This is a genomic window from Desulfocurvus thunnarius (assembly GCF_055390965.1).
Window position 1 is genome coordinate 2,383,473 of the sequence record NZ_AP042411.1, and the last position, 15,621, is coordinate 2,399,093.

At 65.9% G+C, this 15,621-nt stretch carries 13 protein-coding genes, 2 tRNA genes and 1 pseudogene; 10 read left to right on the plus strand and 6 right to left on the minus strand.

From position 1 onward, the window contains the following. Positions 1-2 precede the first annotated feature (2 nt). The 5 genes from ACZ5KV_RS10390 to ACZ5KV_RS10410 form a co-directional block, all read right to left on the minus strand. Positions 3-917, minus strand: coding sequence for an ABC transporter permease (locus tag ACZ5KV_RS10390; RefSeq protein ID WP_464239231.1), 915 nt, complete (start codon positions 915-917; stop codon positions 3-5). A 1-nt stretch (position 918) separates the two neighbouring features. Continuing rightward, a complete protein-coding gene (locus tag ACZ5KV_RS10395) occupies positions 919-1,896 on the minus strand; it encodes an ABC transporter permease (RefSeq protein WP_464239232.1) in 978 nt (325 codons plus the stop codon). Positions 1,897-2,103: 207 nt separating this feature from the next. After that, positions 2,104-3,660: an ABC transporter substrate-binding protein gene (locus tag ACZ5KV_RS10400; protein ID WP_464239233.1), complete on the minus strand. Its 1,557-nt coding sequence runs from the start codon at positions 3,658-3,660 to the stop codon at positions 2,104-2,106. A gap of 376 nt (positions 3,661-4,036) precedes the next feature. Then, on the minus strand, positions 4,037-4,312 hold the full coding sequence (locus ACZ5KV_RS10405) for a hypothetical protein (protein WP_464239234.1): 276 nt from the start codon (positions 4,310-4,312) through the stop codon (positions 4,037-4,039). Between the two features lie 158 nt (positions 4,313-4,470). Next, positions 4,471-5,142 (minus strand): glycosyl transferase family 2, encoded by a 672-nt coding sequence (locus tag ACZ5KV_RS10410; RefSeq protein ID WP_464239235.1) that lies wholly within the window; start codon positions 5,140-5,142, stop codon positions 4,471-4,473. A gap of 222 nt (positions 5,143-5,364) precedes the next feature. Here ACZ5KV_RS10410 and ACZ5KV_RS10415 point away from each other — a divergent pair. From ACZ5KV_RS10415 to ACZ5KV_RS10460, 10 genes and pseudogenes are all read left to right on the plus strand, one after another. Then, positions 5,365-5,439: transfer RNA gene (locus tag ACZ5KV_RS10415), tRNA-Val, on the plus strand. A 111-nt stretch (positions 5,440-5,550) separates the two neighbouring features. Next, positions 5,551-7,494 carry a threonine--tRNA ligase gene (thrS, locus tag ACZ5KV_RS10420; RefSeq protein WP_464239236.1) on the plus strand — a complete coding sequence of 648 codons (1,944 nt, stop codon included), beginning with the start codon at positions 5,551-5,553 and terminating at the stop codon, positions 7,492-7,494. Continuing rightward, complete coding sequence (infC, locus tag ACZ5KV_RS10425) at positions 7,478-7,999, plus strand: translation initiation factor IF-3 (protein ID WP_464241834.1); 522 nt, start codon at positions 7,478-7,480, stop codon at positions 7,997-7,999. Before thrS ends, infC begins: the two co-directional genes overlap by 17 nt. A gap of 149 nt (positions 8,000-8,148) precedes the next feature. After that, on the plus strand, positions 8,149-8,358 hold the full coding sequence (rpmI, locus tag ACZ5KV_RS10430) for a 50S ribosomal protein L35 (RefSeq protein ID WP_464239237.1): 210 nt from the start codon (positions 8,149-8,151) through the stop codon (positions 8,356-8,358). An 82-nt stretch (positions 8,359-8,440) separates the two neighbouring features. Next, complete coding sequence (gene rplT / locus ACZ5KV_RS10435; RefSeq protein ID WP_464239238.1) at positions 8,441-8,794, plus strand: 50S ribosomal protein L20; 354 nt, start codon at positions 8,441-8,443, stop codon at positions 8,792-8,794. A gap of 56 nt (positions 8,795-8,850) precedes the next feature. Next, complete coding sequence (gene pheS / locus ACZ5KV_RS10440; protein ID WP_464241835.1) at positions 8,851-9,846, plus strand: phenylalanine--tRNA ligase subunit alpha; 996 nt, start codon at positions 8,851-8,853, stop codon at positions 9,844-9,846. Between the two features lie 356 nt (positions 9,847-10,202). Next, a complete protein-coding gene (pheT, locus tag ACZ5KV_RS10445) occupies positions 10,203-12,602 on the plus strand; it encodes a phenylalanine--tRNA ligase subunit beta (RefSeq protein ID WP_464239239.1) in 2,400 nt (799 codons plus the stop codon). A 98-nt stretch (positions 12,603-12,700) separates the two neighbouring features. Further along, positions 12,701-13,165, plus strand: coding sequence for a MerR family transcriptional regulator (locus ACZ5KV_RS10450; protein WP_464239240.1), 465 nt, complete (start codon positions 12,701-12,703; stop codon positions 13,163-13,165). A gap of 170 nt (positions 13,166-13,335) precedes the next feature. Then, a tRNA-Pro gene (locus ACZ5KV_RS10455) sits at positions 13,336-13,412 on the plus strand. 175 nt (positions 13,413-13,587) lie between these two features. Further along, positions 13,588-13,967: pseudogene (locus ACZ5KV_RS10460) on the plus strand (transposase); the annotation flags it as partial. Positions 13,968-14,000: 33 nt separating this feature from the next. Here ACZ5KV_RS10460 and ACZ5KV_RS10465 read toward each other — a convergent pair. Further along, positions 14,001-15,212, minus strand: coding sequence for a hypothetical protein (locus ACZ5KV_RS10465; protein WP_464239241.1), 1,212 nt, complete (start codon positions 15,210-15,212; stop codon positions 14,001-14,003). Positions 15,213-15,621: the final 409 nt, after the last annotated feature.

Sequence of the window (15,621 nt, forward strand, 5' to 3'; positions counted from 1 at the left end):
GCTCAGCTCTTGTACAATTTGGGGTTCAGGAAGTCGCGCATCCAGTCGCCCAGCAGGTTGATGGTCAGGATGAGCAGCACCAGCACCACCCCGGGGAACAGGGTGATCCACCACGAGCCCGAGAAGATGTACTCGAAGCCGGACTTGATGAGCGAGCCCAGGGAGGGCTTGGTCACGGGCATGCCCAGGCCGATGAACGACAGGGCCGCCTCGCTCATGATGGCGTTGGCCACCTGCACGGTGGAGATGACCAGCACCGGGGTCATGGTGTTGGGCAGGATGTGCCGCCACATGATGCGCCGGGACGGCAGGCCGATGACCCGCGCGGCCTCCACGTATTCCTTTTTCTTTTCGGCCAGCACCGAGGCGCGCACGGTGCGCGCGTATTGCGGCCACTCGGCCAGGCCGATGACGGCGATGAGGAAGGGCACGGCGATCTGCTCGTAGCGCCCCACGCCGAAGGTGGCCTGGAAGATGGCTCCCAGGAAGATGGCCACCATGTAGGTGGAAAACGAGAGCTGCACGTCGGCCACGCGCATGAGCACCGCGTCGATGCGCCCGCCCGCGTAGCCGGAGACGAGCCCGATGCCGATGCCCAGGGCGGCCTGCAGGGCCACGGCGCCCAGGCCGATGAGCACCGAGACGCGCGTGCCGTAGAGGATGGTGGACAGGATGTCGCGGCCCTGGGCGTCGGTGCCCAGGGGGAAGGTGCTGTCCTGGTCGATCCACATCGGGGCCATTTCGGAGTCCATCACGTCGATCTGGGCCGGGTCGTAAGGGTTCATGGGCGCCAGCACCGGCGCCAGGAATCCCGCCGTCACCAGCAGGACGACCACCAAGAAGCTGCCCACGGCGATGGGGTCGCGCAGGAAGCTGTGCAGGAAATACGATTCGCGCAGGCGGGCGGCAAGGCTCATGCTACTTCCTCCCCGTGATGCGGACCATGGGGTTGACCAGGCCGTAGATGATGTCCACCGCCGTGTTGACCAGCACGAACATGAAGCCCACGAACACCAGATAGGCCACCAGCAGCGAGGTGTCGGCGCGCTCCACGGCCTCCAGGAAGATGAAGCCCATGCCCTGCCACTGGAAGACCGTTTCCGTCAGCACGGTGAAGGCGATCATCGTTCCGAGCTGGACGCCGCCCACGGTGATGACGGGCAGCAGGGTGTTCTTGAAGCCGTGGACCAGCAGGACGCGCCAGGGGCGCAGGCCCTTGGCCCGGGCGTACTTCATGTACTCCGCTTCCAGCACTTCCTTCATTTCGGCGCGGATCAGGCGGATGAACAGCGGCAGCATGACCGAGGACAGGGAGATGGCCGGCAGCACGAGGTGTTCCAGGCCGTCCCTGGTGAGCAGGCCGGTGTCCCACCAGGAGGTCAGGCGCACGGTGTCGCCCCGGCCGTAGGACGGCAGCCAGCCCAGGTGGATGGCGAACAGGTAGATGAGCATGATGGCCGTCAGGAACACCGGGATGGACACGCCGACCACGCTGCCGCCCATGAGCAGCCGCGAAAGCAGGGCGCGCGGGCGCACCGCCGCGTAGATGCCCACGGGGATGGACACCAGGACGATGATGATCGAGGCGGCGAAGACCAGCTCCAGCGTGGCCGGGGCCTTGCGCAGGATGACTTCCATGGCCGGGCGCTTGAAGAAGTAGGACTGGCCCAGGTCGCCTTGCAGGGCGTCGCCCAGAAAGCGCACCCACTGCACGGTCAGGGGATCGTTCAGGCCCAGCTCCTGTGACAGGCGGGCCCGCTCCTCGGCGGAGACGGCCACGCCCACGAGATCGCGCACGGGGTCGCCCACGGCGGTCTTGATGGCGAAGCCGATGACGCTGATGACGAGCATCACCATGACCGCCTGGGCGATGCGTCGGACGATGAAGGCGAACATAGGTTGTCTTGCCGCTGCTGCTGTGTGGATGAGGCCGGGAGCCGTACGGTTCTGGCGCGGGCCGGTCCCGCGCCGGTCCGCGCGGGCGAAGTCCCGTTTCGGCCCGAAAGCCGGAGCTTTCGGGCCGTGGGAGACTTCGCCCGGGCGCAGGGGGCACTACAACGCTTTGGGCGCCATGGCAACCCCCCGCCCCCGGTTCGTCGGGGCCTACTCGATGGTCAGGTCACCGAAGTAGGGGAAGTCCATGACGTTCAGGATGTGCTCCAGGTTCTTCTGGTTCTTGCGGCCCGCCCAGGAGTTGTTCTGCCAGTGCAGGTTCACGTAGGCGGCGTCGTCGTAGGCCATCTTTTCGGCCTGTTGCAGCATGGCGGCGCGCTTGGCGGGGTCGAACTCGGCGTTGGCGGCGACGATCAGGGCGTCGAGCTCGGGGTTGCAGTAGTTGCCGCTGTTGTACTGGCCGGAGCCGGTTTCCTTGTTGGGGCACATGAGCAGATACTCGAAGAAGTTGGCGCTGTCCTCGGTGTCGGCGTGCCAGCCGATCATCTGCACGTCGGCCACCTGGGCGTCGAACTCATCCCAGTACTGGGCCTTGGGCATGGTCTTCAGCTCGACCTTGACGTTGATCTTGGCCAGCATGCCCGCCACGGCCTGGGCGACCTTCTCGTCGTTCACGTAGCGGTTGTTGGGGGCGATCATGGTCACGGTGAAGCCCTTCTCGTAGCCGGCCTCCTTCATCAGCGCCTTGGCCTTGTCCAGGTCGAAGCGGGGGGCCAGCTCGGGGTTGTGGCCCGCGTAACCCGCCGGGCTCTGCTGGGCGGCCACGGTGGCGAAGCCCTTCATGATCTTGTCCACGATGCCCGCGTTGTTCACGGCGTATTCGAAGGCCATGCGCACGCGCTTGTCGGCGAACTCGGGGCGGCGCTTCTGGTTGAGCTGGAAGGTGATGACGCGGGTGCCGGACATGGTCACGAGCTGCACGTCCTTGTGGGAGCCGACGCGCTCGAGGTCCTGCGGGGGCACGGGGGCGATGAAGTCCACGTCGCCGGAGAGCAGGGCCGCCACGCGGGTGGCCTCTTCCTTGATGGGCGTCAGCACGATCTCATCGACGTTGCCGGGGCTCTTGGTGTCCCAGTAGTCCTTGAAGCGGGTGAAGACGGTCTTCACGCCCTGCTCGCGGTAGGTCACGTAGAACGGGCCGGTGCCGGACTCGTTGGTCAGGGCGAAGGAGGGGCCGGTCTTGACGATGGCGTCCTTGGGCTGGCCGCTGTCGTCCACGCCGCTGTAGAAGGCGCTGTCCATGGGGAAGATGTAGGTGGCCATGGCCAGCACCAGGCCGTAGGGCTTGGTGGTCACGATGTCCACGGTCTTGTCGTCCACGGCCTTGGCCGGGCCGAACAGCTCGAAGAGGAACTTGTAGTCCTGGCTCTGCTTCAGGCGTTCCAGGGTCCAGACCACGTCCTTGGCGGTGAAGGTGTTGCCGCTGTGGAACTTGACGCCCTCACGCAGGTGGAAGCGGGTGGTCAGCGGATCGATCTGCTCCCAGGACACGGCCAGCCGGGGCTCGAAGGAGCCGTCCTTGGCCCAGCGGACCAGGGGGTCGAAGCTGATGTGCGAATACTGGAGCATGCCGCCGGAGAGCTGGACGTGGGGGTCCAGGGAGACGGGGTCGGCGTCCAGGGCCATTTTGAGGGTTTTGGCATGGGCCGCCCCGGCAAAGCCGCAGAGCATGGCCGCGCACAGGCAGGCGAGAAGCAGGCGTTTCATCGAAAACCTCCGGGTTGTGTTGAAAAAAAGCACACCGCCGCGCGGCGGCGCCGGGCCATCCCGTGGAACCGGTGCCGCATCCTGCGGGGATGTGGCGGAAAAAATCCGGCGATCGGGCCGTGACCTGACCGTGACCTGACCGTATCCGGGCCGCAACCCGGCCGCAACCGGATTGCGGCCGATGGCGCGTCCTGGTCATCCGGTGGCGCGGTCCCCGCCGGGGCGCCCCCCTGTCGGGAGGTCGGTCCCATTTGGGTTACCGTGCCTGAAGGAAAATAACAATATCAAAACGTCCGGCGGCCGCCACGAACCCGCCGGAGCGGGGATTTCGCGGCGGCCGCCGGAAGGGGAGGCGGCTGCTGGGCCGGGTGGAGGGCTAGCCCTCGTTGCGGGTCAGTTCCATGAAGGTGTCGCCGCAGTAGGCCGCGAGGTGGAAGGACTTGTAGCTGTTGGCCGGGTCCTCGGCGTAGCGGAAGCCGAGCTTGGACTCGGGGTTGAACTCGGCCACGCAGTCGTTGGAGGACTGGAACAGCGGGCACTGGTTGTTGGGGCAGACCAGTAGCACGCCCCACATGGTCTCGGGCGGGCCCAGCCAGGGCTTGAGGGTCTGGCCGCAGTGGGGGCAGGTGCGTGTGAGGTCGATATCGTCCATGGTGTCGTCTCCTTGGGGTGTTGGCGGAAGGGGGGGCCGCATGGCCACAGCCGCAGATAAGCCCCGCGGCGCGGATTGTCCAGTGCGGGCGACCACGGTGGGCGGGAGGGGTGGTGAAGGCGGGCCCCCGGGGGCGTTCGAGGGCGCGCGGGGGGGCGTCAGCCCCGGGCCGCGGCCTGGCGGCGGTTCAGGCCCTGTTCGTCCAGGCCCGCGCCCGCGTCGTAGATGCCCACCAGGGCTTCGGTGGTGCGTATGGAGCGCGCCCGGCGGGCGTAGCGCAGGATGTTCAGGTAGTCGGACTCGTAGCCGCCCTCGGGCCGCCAGCCGCCGCAGCGCACCGCGACCAGCTCGCGCGACAGGCACAGGCACAGCGGGTCGATGTTGCCGGGGCGGATGAGCTCGCGCCCGGGCAGCGCCTCGGGCAGGAAGGGCTTGGCAAAGGCCCGCGACACGTCGATGCGCCCGACCTGCATTTCGTGGTCCAGTCCGGCGGAGTAGACCTCGAAGGCTCCGGGAGCCAGGGCGTTGTCGTCGTCCACCAGCAGCAGGAAGGCGCCCCGGGCCGCGCGCAGCAGCGCCTGGCGCGCGGGGTTGCCGAAGTCGCCGCCCCGGGGCAGGTCGAAGAAGCGCACCCACGGCGGCGCGGGGGCGCCGTCCGGGCCCGTGCGCGGGCCGCGCACGCCGTCGTAGCCCACGAGCATCTCCACGGCCCCGGAGGCGAGCCCGGCCCGCGCGGCGGCCCGGGCCACGCTGTCCACGGCCAGGGCCAGAGCCCGGGGGCGGGTGCCCCGGCTGGGGGTGATGACGCTGAACAGCGGCGTGGTGTCCACGGCGATCCTCCGCCCCGCAGGGTACATCGCGCGGGGGCGGCGCGCAACGCCGGGAGGCGCGCGGCCGGGGCCGGGCTGGGCGCGAACGGGAAGGCCGCGCGGAAGCCCGGGGGGGCCGCGCGGGAGGGCTCCGGGGGCGCCCCTGGAATGTGCGGAAATTGTGGCCCGGGATTGTTGACAGCGGGGGGGAAGGCGTCTATACGTGCTCTTCCCAAGTGGCGTAGGCCCGTAGCTCAGGGGGAGAGCACTTGCTTGACACGCAAGGGGTCAGCAGTTCAAATCTGCTCGGGCCTACCATGATTTCAGCAACGAGGGAGGCGCTCGCCTCCCCTTCTTGTTTGCGCGGCGGGGCCGCCCCGGGTGGGGCCGGGCCCGGCGCGCGCCGTTGCATTGCACGGGAGGTATGACGTGGTGCAGGAACAGGACCAGCAGGCCGTGGAAACGGTGGAAGCCCGCCCCGGGGAGTCGTGCGCCGACGCCCTGTCGCGGGGGTTGTCCAAGAAGCGCTTCAAGCAGGTGGTGGCCGCGCGCTGCGGTGAAACCACCCTGGACCTGACCACCACCGTGCCCGACGGCTGCGCCGTTCTGACCCCCGTCTACGCCTCCTCGCCCCAGGGCCTGGAGATCATCCGCCACAGCGCGGCCCACGTCATGGCCCAGGCCGTGAAGACCCTGTTCCCCGAGGCCCGGGTGACCATCGGCCCGGCCATCGAGAACGGCTTCTACTACGATTTCGACTTCGAGCGGCCCTTCACCCCCGAGGACCTGGAGGCCATCGAGGAGCGCATGCGCGCCATCGTGGCCCGCGACGAGCCCTTCACGCGGCGTGAGGTGTCCAAGGCCGAGGCCGTGGCGCTCTTCAATGAAATGGGCGAGACCTACAAGGCCGAGATCATGGACGACCTGGGCGGTGAGCGCTTCACGCTCTACGGCCAGGGCGATTTCATGGACCTGTGCCGCGGCCCGCACGTGCCCTCCACGCGCTTCGTGGCGGCCTTCAAGCTGCTCTCCGTTGCCGGCGCCTACTGGCGCGGCGACGAGAACAACCGCATGCTCCAGCGCATCTACGGCACCGCCTTCGCCGACGCCAAGGCCCTGGCCGCGCACCTGGCGCACATCGAGGAGGCCAAGCGCCGCGACCACCGCAAGCTCGGCCCGCAGCTCGACCTGTTCAGCTTCCACGAGGAAGGCGGCGCGGGCATGGTCTACTGGCACCCCAAGGGCGCCCTGGTGCGCACCATCCTTGAGGATTTCGTGACCCGCGAGATGCTGCGCCGGGGCTACGGCATCGTGCGCACCCCGCAACTGCTCAAGCGCGAGCTGTGGGAGACCTCGGGCCACTACGCCAACTACCGCGAGAACATGTACTTCACGCAGATCGACGAGACGGCCTACGGCGTCAAGCCCATGAACTGCGTGGCGCACATGCTCATCTACAACTCCAGCCTGAAAAGCTACCGCGACCTGCCGGTGCGCTACTTCGAGCTGGGCGTGGTGCACCGCCACGAGAAATCCGGCGTGCTGCACGGGCTGCTGCGCGTGCGCCAGTTCACCCAGGACGACGCGCACATCATCTGTCGGCCCGACCAGCTTCTGGACGAAATCAAAGGCGTCATGACCTGGATTCAGGACCTGATGGGCCTGTTCGGCTTCGAGTGCGCCATGGAAATCAGCACCCGGCCCGAGAAGTCCATCGGCTCCGACGAGGACTGGGAGCGCGCCACCGCCGCGCTCATGGACGCCATGGCCGAGATGGGCCTGCCCTACGCCATCAACGAGGGCGACGGCGCGTTCTACGGCCCGAAGATCGACGTGAAGCTGCGCGACTGCCTGGGCCGCATGTGGCAGTGCTCCACCATCCAGGTCGATTTCACCTTGCCTGAACGCTTTGACCTGGTGTACATCGGCCAGGACGGCGAGAAGCATCGTCCCGTCATGGTTCACCGCGCCATCATGGGCTCCGTGGAGCGTTTCATCGGCATTCTCGTGGAGCAGTTTGCCGGGGCGTTCCCCACGTGGCTGGCGCCGGTGCAGGCGCGGGTGCTCACCGTGACCGACGACCAGAAGGCGTTTGCCGAGACCGCCTTGGCCGCCCTGCAGGACAGCGGGGTGCGGGCCGAGGCGGATTTGCGTAATGAAAAATTGGGCTACAAGGTCCGCGAGGCCCAGGTCGCCAAAGTTCCCTACATCCTGGTGGTGGGCGACAAGGAAGTGGAAGCCGGGGGCGTGAGTGTGCGCCTGCGCGGCGAGGACCGCGGCTTTAAAACCCTGGCCGAAGTCGCGGAGATGATCCGGGAGGACTGCCGGGAGCCCTTCAAACGAGGAGGAATGCGCTATAGCTTCGGTAGCTAACCAGGTCCGGCGGAACCGGCAGATCCGGGCGCGCGAAGTGCGCGTCATCGGTGACGACGGCGAGCAGGTGGGCATCATGCTCACCCCGGACGCACTCAAGATGGCCATGGATGCGGGCCTTGATCTTGTGGAAGTGTCGCCCAACGCGCGGCCTCCGGTCTGCAAGATCATGGACTTCGGGCGCTTCAAGTACCAGCAGCAGAAGAAGGCCCAGGAAGCCCGCAAGAAGACCACCGTCGTCCAGATCAAGGAGATCAAGGTCCGCCCCAAGACCGACGACCACGACTTCAACACCAAGTTGAAGCACACGCGGCGGTTTTTGGAGAACGGCGACCGGGTCAAGGTGACGGTCTTCTTCCGCGGCCGCGAAATCGTGCACAAGGACCGGGGTATGATGGTCCTTGACCGCATGGTCGAGGCCGTCAAGGACATCGCCAAGGTGGACCAGCTCCCGCGTAGCGAGGGGCGCACCATGAGCCTGCTTCTGGCGCCGCTGCCCAAATAGCGCTTCGCCCGGCCAGGGCGCACGCCCGCCGCAGCCCTCGGGCCCGGCGGGGTGAAGATAGTTCCGGGAGCGGGCCTGAGGGCCCGAACCCTCCCCGGGATGTTCCCGGGGTTTTGCCGCGCAAGCGGCACACCGAAAAGGAGAGACCAATGCCCAAGCTCAAGACCAACAGAAGCGCGGCCAAGCGGTTCAAGCTGACCGGTTCGGGCAAGATCGCCCGCCGCCGTCAGGGCCTGCGCCACATCCTGACCAAGAAGAACGCCAAGCGGAAGCGTCGCCTCGGTCAGGGCGCCCTGGTGGACAGCACCAACGAACCCGCCGTCAGGATCATGGTTCCCAAGGCGACCCTCAAGAAGTAGGGCCTTTTCCAAGCACCCAGATCGTTCTGCCTGCCGTACCGGGGCGACCCAGGGGGGCGGGCCACAAAGGAGGAAATGAACGATGCGTATTAAGAGAGGCAAGACCGCCAAGGCGCGGCACAAGAAATTTCTGAAGATGGCCAGGGGCTATCGCGGCGCGCGCAGCAAGCTGTACGAAACCGCCCGCGAGACCGTCGAGCGCGCCCTGGTTTACGCCTACCGCGACCGCAAGGTCCGCAAGCGCGAGTTCCGCTCGCTGTGGATCATGCGTATCAACGCCGCCGCCCGCGAGCACGGCATGAGCTACAGCAAGTTCATCCATGCCCTGGGTCAGGCCGGCATCGTCCTGAACCGCAAGGTTCTGGCCGACATCGCCGTGCGCGACAAGGACGCCTTCGCCCAGATCGCCCAGATCGCCAAGGCCAAGGTGCAGTAGCCGTGTCCCAGGCGGGTGAGGAACTCGTCCGCGGCCTGGAAGCCCTCGTCCCCGCCATGCGCGAGGAGATCGCCTCCTGCGCCGCGTCGGACATGGAGGAACTGCGGGTCAGGTATCTCGGGCGCAAGGGGCTCCTGGCCGGCCTGCTGGCCGGCCTGGGCACCCTGGGCCCCGAGGACAGGCCCCTGGCGGGCAAGACCGGCAACGCCGTCAAGCAGGCGCTGACCGAGCTGTTCGCCGCCCGCGAGGCCGAGCTTGCCGCCGAGACCGCCCGGGGCGCGATGTCGCGCTTCGACCCGACCCTGCCCGGGCGCGCGCCCGAGCAGGGCTCGCTGCACCCCGTGACCCTGGTCATGGAGGAGATCTGCGCGGTGTTCGCCGGGCTGGGCTTCGAGGCCGTCACCGGCCCCGAGGTCGAGACCGACTGGCACAACTTCGAGGCCCTGAACCTGCCCCCCGAGCACCCCGCGCGCGACATGCAGGACACCCTGTACGTCGCGGGCAACGTGGTGCTGCGCACGCACACCTCGCCCTTGCAGGTCCGCACCATGCTGGCCCGCAAGCCGCCGGTGGCGGTCATCGCGCCGGGCAAGGTCTACCGCCGCGACTCCGACCTCACGCACACGCCCATGTTTCACCAGATCGAAGGACTGCTGGTGGACCGCGACGTGAGCATGGCCGACCTGCGCGGCACGCTGACCTCGTTCGTGCGCCAGATCTTCGGCGTGGACACGCGCGTGCGCTTCCGGCCCAGCTTCTTCCCGTTCACCGAGCCCAGCGCCGAGGTGGACATCAGTTGCCGCATGTGCGGCGGCACGGGGAAGCTGGACGGCGGGCCCTGCCGTGTGTGCAAGCAGACGGGCTGGGTGGAGATTCTCGGCTGCGGCATGGTGGACCCCGAGGTCTTCAAGGCCGTGGGCTACGACCCCGAGGTCTACACCGGCTTTGCCTTCGGCCTGGGCGTGGAGCGCGTGACCATGCTCAAGTACGGCATCGGCGACCTGCGTATGTTCTTCGAGAACGACACCCGTTTCCTCGGCCAATTCGCCTGACCTGAATCCATCTCCCGGAACGCCAGGGCCCCGGTTCACACGAGCCGGGGCCCTTTTTTGCGCGCCGGGGGGCCGGGCGTGCCGTCGGGGAGGGCTCTCCGGGCGCCGGGGCGGGCGGGCGCGGCCCCGCGGTCGGAGGCGGCGCGCGGAGCGTTGCCGGGCACGGTCCGGCGGCACTTCCGCCGCGTCCCGCGCCCGGCCCCGCGGTTGCTATGCGCGCCATTTAAGGATATGCAAACCCACCTGCCGCAGGCGCGGGGCAACGGCCCCGCAACGCCCGGCACCATCCACGCCGACATCCGCCGGGGCACCCCGGGGCGCCTTGCGCCTGGCCGCCCGGCTCAAGGGGAAATACCATGCTGCTGAGTCTCAACTGGTTGCGCGAATTCGTGCCCTACGAGGGCACGCCCGAGGAACTGGGCCACCGGCTGACCATGCTCGGCCTGGAGCTGGAGGAGATCATCCGGCCCTTCAGTCACCTGGACGGCGTGGTGGTCGGCCATGTGCTCCAGTGCGAGCGCCACCCCGAGGCGGACAAGCTGTCGGTCTGCCTTGTGGACGTGGGCCGGGGCGAGCCGTTGCCCATTGTCTGCGGCGCGCCCAACGTGGCCCAGGGGCAGAAGGTGCCCGTGGCGACCATCGGCGCCGAGCTGCCCGGCGGGCTGGTCATCAAGAAGGCCAAGCTGCGCGGCCAGATTTCAGCGGGCATGATCTGCGCCGAGGACGAACTCGGCCTGGGCAGGAGCCACGCGGGGATCATGGTCCTGGACCGGAAGCTGGCCCCCGGCACGCCCCTGGCCGACGCCCTGAACCTGGATCAGGTGGTCTTCGACATCGGCGTGACGCCCAACCGCGCGGACTGCAACTCCGTGCTCGGCCTGGCCCGGGAAACGGCCCTGGCCTTCGGCCTGCCGCTGACCATGCCCGAGCCGCGCGTGGTCGAGTCCGGCCCGGACTGCTCGGCCATGGTCTCCATCGCCATCGACGACCCCGCGCGCTGCCCCCTGTTTCAGGGCCGGGTCATCCAGGGCGTCGGCGTGGGCCCCGCGCCCGACTGGATGCGCTGGCGGCTCATCGCCGTGGGCCAGCGGCCCATCAGCAACATCGTGGACGTGTCCAACTACGTCATGTTCGAGCTGGGCCACCCCAACCACGCCTACGATCTGAATCTTTTGCGCGGCCCGGCCATCCGCGTGGGTTTGGCCGCCGAGGGCCAGCGCTTCACCACCCTGGACGGCCAGGAGCGCCTGCTCACCGCCAGCGATCTGCTCATATGGGACGCCGAGCGCCCCGTGGGCCTCGCGGGGGTCATGGGCGGGCTGGAAACCGAGGTCAGCGACGCGACCACCGACGTGTTCCTGGAACTGGCGGTGTTCGACCCGGCGACCATCCGTCGCACGGCGCGGCGCCTGGGCCTGCCCAGCGAGGCGTCCTACCGTTTCGAGCGCGGGGTGGACCAGGGCCTCGCGCGTCGCAGCCTGGACCGCGTGGCCGCGCTCGTGGCCGAGTGCGGCGGCGGGCGGCTTCTGCCCGGGCTGTGCGTGGCCGAGCCCGCGCCCTGGCGCCCGCGCACCGTGCGCCTGCGCCGCGTCCGGGCCGAGAAGCTGCTGGGCATCCCTCTTGAGGACGCCTTCTGCCGCACCACGCTCGCGGGCATGGGCTGCGCCGTGAACGAAGCCGACCCGGCGGACTGGCAGGTGGCCGTGCCCAGCCACCGGCTGGACCTGGAGCGCGAGGTGGACCTCATCGAGGAACTGGCCCGCGTCCACGGCATGGACCGCATTCCGGCGGTGCTGCCCCGGGTGGCCAAGTCCCTGGACGCCATCGGCCAGAAGGACACCCGCTTCGACTTCGCCATGGGAATCAAGAAATGGGCGCGCGGCGCGGGCCTGCGCGAGGCCATCAACTACAGCTTCTGCGGCCAGGCGGACCTGGACCTGCTGGGCCTGCCCGCCGAGGGCCGCGTGGCCGTGATCAACCCCCTGTCCGAAGACCAGAACGTGCTGCGTACGGCCCTGGCCCCGGGCCTGCTGGCCAACGTGCGCACCAACGTGGCCCACGGCGCCGCGCGGCTGCGCCTGTTCGAGTACGCCCACCTGTTCTTTGCCGATGCGGCTTCGGAAACCACGGCCCGCGAACCCGCGCGGCTGGGTCTGCTGGTCTACGGGCGGCGGCGCGCCGAGCGCTGGCCCTGGCCCGGGGAGGACAGCGCCGACTACGCCGACCTCAAGGGGCTGGTGGAGCATTTGCTGACCCATCTGGGCCTGCCCGGGGCGGGCTACACCCTGCGCGAGGGCCACAGCTACCTCGCGCCCTGCGTGGAGGTCCGCGTGGACGGGCGCGCGGTGGGCGTGCTGGGCCGCGTGACCGACGCCGTGGCCGACCGCTACGACGCGCGGCGTGAAATCTGGCTGGCGGAGTTGGACGCCGACGCCCTGCGCGCCCTGCACGAGGCTTTGGTGCCGGGATTCGCGCCCCTGGCCAAGTTCCCGCCCGTGCGCCGCGACATTACCGTCCAGGCGCCCGTGGGCCTGCATGCCCAGGCGGTCATCGACGCCATCACGGGCATGGGCGTGGACCTGCTGGAGAACGTGGTCATGACCGACCTCTACGAGCCCCAGGGCGGGCAGCGGCGCAACATCACCGTGCGCCTGACCTACCGCCACGCCCAGCGGACGCTCAAGGACAAGGAAGTGGACAAGCGCCACGCCCAGGTGGTGGAGGGGCTGCGCAAGGCCCTGCCCGTGGAGATTTAGAGCCCGGGACGTTGCGCGGGCCGGGCGCGGCCAAGGGGAGCCGGGGGCGCCAGACGGAGGAGGACAAGCCGGGGCCACGCCCCGCGCGGGAGGCAGGCATGGGCAGGAGATACCGCATCGGGCAGGCGGCGGAAAAGCTCGGGCTGGCTCCCTCCGTGCTGCGCTACTGGGAGTCCGAATTCCCGCAGCTCGAACCCGTGCGCACGCGCAAGGGCCAGCGTCTGTATACCGACGAGCATCTGGCCCTGGTCGAGCGCATCCGGGCCATGGTCCATGGCGAAGGCCTGACCATCGAGGGCGCCCGCAGACGCCTGGAGCAGGAAGCCCTGGCCCGTGCCGACGGAGCCGGAGCCGCCGGGCGCAACGGCGCGGGCACGGAGGGGACGACGGGCGACGGCTCATTCCCGGCCCCCGGCGCATCCGGGACCTTGCCCGACCCCGAGGGCGCCCGAACCAGGACGGAGAGCGGCGCGCCCGCCGTGGAGGGCCCCGCCGGGGACGCGACCCTGCGCCGCGAGATGGTCCGGGAACTGCTGGCCCTCAAGCGCCTGTTGGGCGACTGATCCGGGCCCGGGCGGACTGCGGCATGGAGGCTTCCGGTCCGCCGCTCGCGCGGATTTTCCGGCTCCGTCCTCCGCTCCGCGATTTTTCCCGTCCACCTCGCCAAGGCGGGTTGACATTTGGGCCCCAAAGCTCTAGGTAAGCCTTCCGCGCGCGAAAGCGCGCCACGCGTCGGGATGTAGCGCAGTCTGGTAGCGCACCTGAATGGGGTTCAGGGGGCCGGATGTTCAAATCATCTCATCCCGACCACGCGAAAACAAAGGTTCCAAGCGGTGACGCTTGGAACCTTTTTCGTTTTCCCGGCAGGGCCCGTGTCCGTTGCAGGATGCCGGAGGGTGACGGCGGAGTGCGGCTGACCTGCCCAGCCTTTTTCGGACCAGCCGAAACTTGAGAAGGCGGCTCCTCAAAAGCAAACGAGGGAGCCATGAGGAAAGGACGGTTTTCGGAAGAGCAGATGGTGGCCATCTTGCGCGAGGCGGATCGCGATCCGGTGGCGCAGGTGGCCCGCAAGCATGGCGTGAGCGAGCAGACGATCTACACTTGGCGCCAGCGGTTCAGGGGCATGAGTGCTGATGACGTAAGGCGGCTGCGGCAGCTTGAGCATGAGAATACTCGGCTGAAGAAGCTGCTGGCCGAGCGGGACCTCGAGATCGAGGTGATGAAGGAGATCGCCGCAAAAAAATGGTAGGCGCACCCGTCCGCCGCCAGCAGGCGACATTCGCGCACAAGCGCGGCTTGTCGCAACGCAGGGCGTGTGCGCTGTTTTCCACGGCGCGGTCTTCGTTGAACTACCAGGCTATTCTGAACATCATTGGCGAGGCCAAGGAACGCTTCATCTCACTGTGAAGCCTTAATAATTGACAAGATGAGTATAGCATTAAAGGCAAGAGAAATGCATCCTAGTATTACTGCTAATTTAGAAAGGACAACCCAAACCTTAGGTCCTGTGTAATTATTTGCACTTTTCCACACACCAGTAAAGCAGACCACGTTGTACAAGGACGCAGTTAAAATAAATAGCGCCAGACCGTCTGTTGAAATTTGATCATCAATTGTATGTAAAATCAATGCAAGTATAGAATTCACCGCCACACAATAAAGCCAATATATTTTTACAAGTGGCACTTTTCCAGAAAGAATTTTATCAACTATTTTATTTAGTTGACTGGCCTCTCTTTCTTCCTTATGTAGGACACCTCTGTGCGCAGAGGGGTCATCATTTGATCCAATTGCCATTTCTTCGACATGGTGTAGAGTGCCTCCTTCGATGTGCTTGGCGCTGTCAACTCGGGTGCAGTGATTTCCGTCCATTCTTGAAATTGATTCACGAGCATAGGATAACGCGTCAAGGAGAGATAATCTTTTTTCTTTATCTTCTGAAGCAACGTCCATTAGGTCGTCAGCAAACAATTTTGTAGACACTGATGAGTGCATCTTTTCAATGAGAGAGAGTGCTTTCCATTTGCTTGTTGCAGTGCCTATTTTGTTTCTAATTGCTGATATGAGGCATTTTGGATCTTTTACTTCGTCGCCTTCTCGATACGCCACAATGATAGCTTCGACCCCTGAGTACCCATTGCTCTTTGACATCTGAAGCAGGGTCTCCACGCCGGAATCATGCTGCCTCGACTTTTCCGTGTATGCTACGGCTAAAAGTAGAGAATCTTTTGATATCTTACTTGCTGCATTTTCGTTTAAAAGGTTGAGCAGGTTGTCAACGTCGTCATGAGTGAATTTTCCGCTAATAATGCCATCGACAAATTTCTCTAAATAATCTGCCCCTCCCATCCCTGATATTTTGTTTTTCGTTTCAACAGCAAGCTGAGCTTCATCCGATTCTCTTTCGGCAGAGGTGGATTCGATTTTCTCTTCTATCCAGTGCAGCACATCGTCATAGCTTTCCCGAGAGATTACTTCCACATCATGCCTGTTTACAATAATACCAAAGGAGCGTAGGTCGCTCACAAGTTGCTCGATGCTTTGGGCAGACATAGTTTGCACTGCAAGAATTCGATTAGCAATTACATCTATGTTGAGCCTGCTTTTCATGCCGTCCCCCCCCCTCCTGGCACACCTTCGAGACTATGATTTCAGCGATTCCTGCCTATACGATTTTTACGTAAGCGCAATTTTTTGCCCTTTTCTAATCTTCACCATCCAGTTATCACGCAAGCACTTCCGGGGCAAGATACTGCGGCAACAAGCTTCTTCTCTCGTCATCCGACTTCATGCCCGGTAGTCTTTCTCACGCCTCATCAACCAATCACTAAATCACACATTTTTTTTCCATCCAGCCATGGCCGCTGGAACACCTTGGGTACCACAACCAGCTATATCAAGTTGGTCAACCAATGTGCTTAAATCCGCAGTTAGGGCAGGTAGGCGTTCTGTAAGCCATTCTTCTTGCCACATATGCACCAAGCAAAGCTCCAGGAATGGTACCGGCTATCGCTCCAAA

Bases quoted from the DNA above. Each gene is read 5' to 3' on its own strand.
- ACZ5KV_RS10395 (WP_464239232.1), bottom strand. From the start codon at position 1,896: ATGTTCGCCTTCATCGTCCGACGCATCGCCCAGGCGGTCATGGTGATG.
- ACZ5KV_RS10400 (WP_464239233.1), bottom strand. From the start codon at position 3,660: ATGAAACGCCTGCTTCTCGCCTGCCTGTGCGCGGCCATGCTCTGCGGC.
- ACZ5KV_RS10390 (WP_464239231.1), bottom strand. From the start codon at position 917: ATGAGCCTTGCCGCCCGCCTGCGCGAATCGTATTTCCTGCACAGCTTC.
- pheS (WP_464241835.1), top strand. From the start codon at position 8,851: ATGCGCGAGGAGATCGCCTCCTGCGCCGCGTCGGACATGGAGGAACTG.
- rplT (WP_464239238.1), top strand. From the start codon at position 8,441: ATGCGTATTAAGAGAGGCAAGACCGCCAAGGCGCGGCACAAGAAATTT.
- ACZ5KV_RS10465 (WP_464239241.1), bottom strand. From the start codon at position 15,212: ATGAAAAGCAGGCTCAACATAGATGTAATTGCTAATCGAATTCTTGCA.
- pheT (WP_464239239.1), top strand. From the start codon at position 10,203: ATGCTGCTGAGTCTCAACTGGTTGCGCGAATTCGTGCCCTACGAGGGC.
- ACZ5KV_RS10450 (WP_464239240.1), top strand. From the start codon at position 12,701: ATGGGCAGGAGATACCGCATCGGGCAGGCGGCGGAAAAGCTCGGGCTG.
- ACZ5KV_RS10405 (WP_464239234.1), bottom strand. From the start codon at position 4,312: ATGGACGATATCGACCTCACACGCACCTGCCCCCACTGCGGCCAGACC.
- rpmI (WP_464239237.1), top strand. From the start codon at position 8,149: ATGCCCAAGCTCAAGACCAACAGAAGCGCGGCCAAGCGGTTCAAGCTG.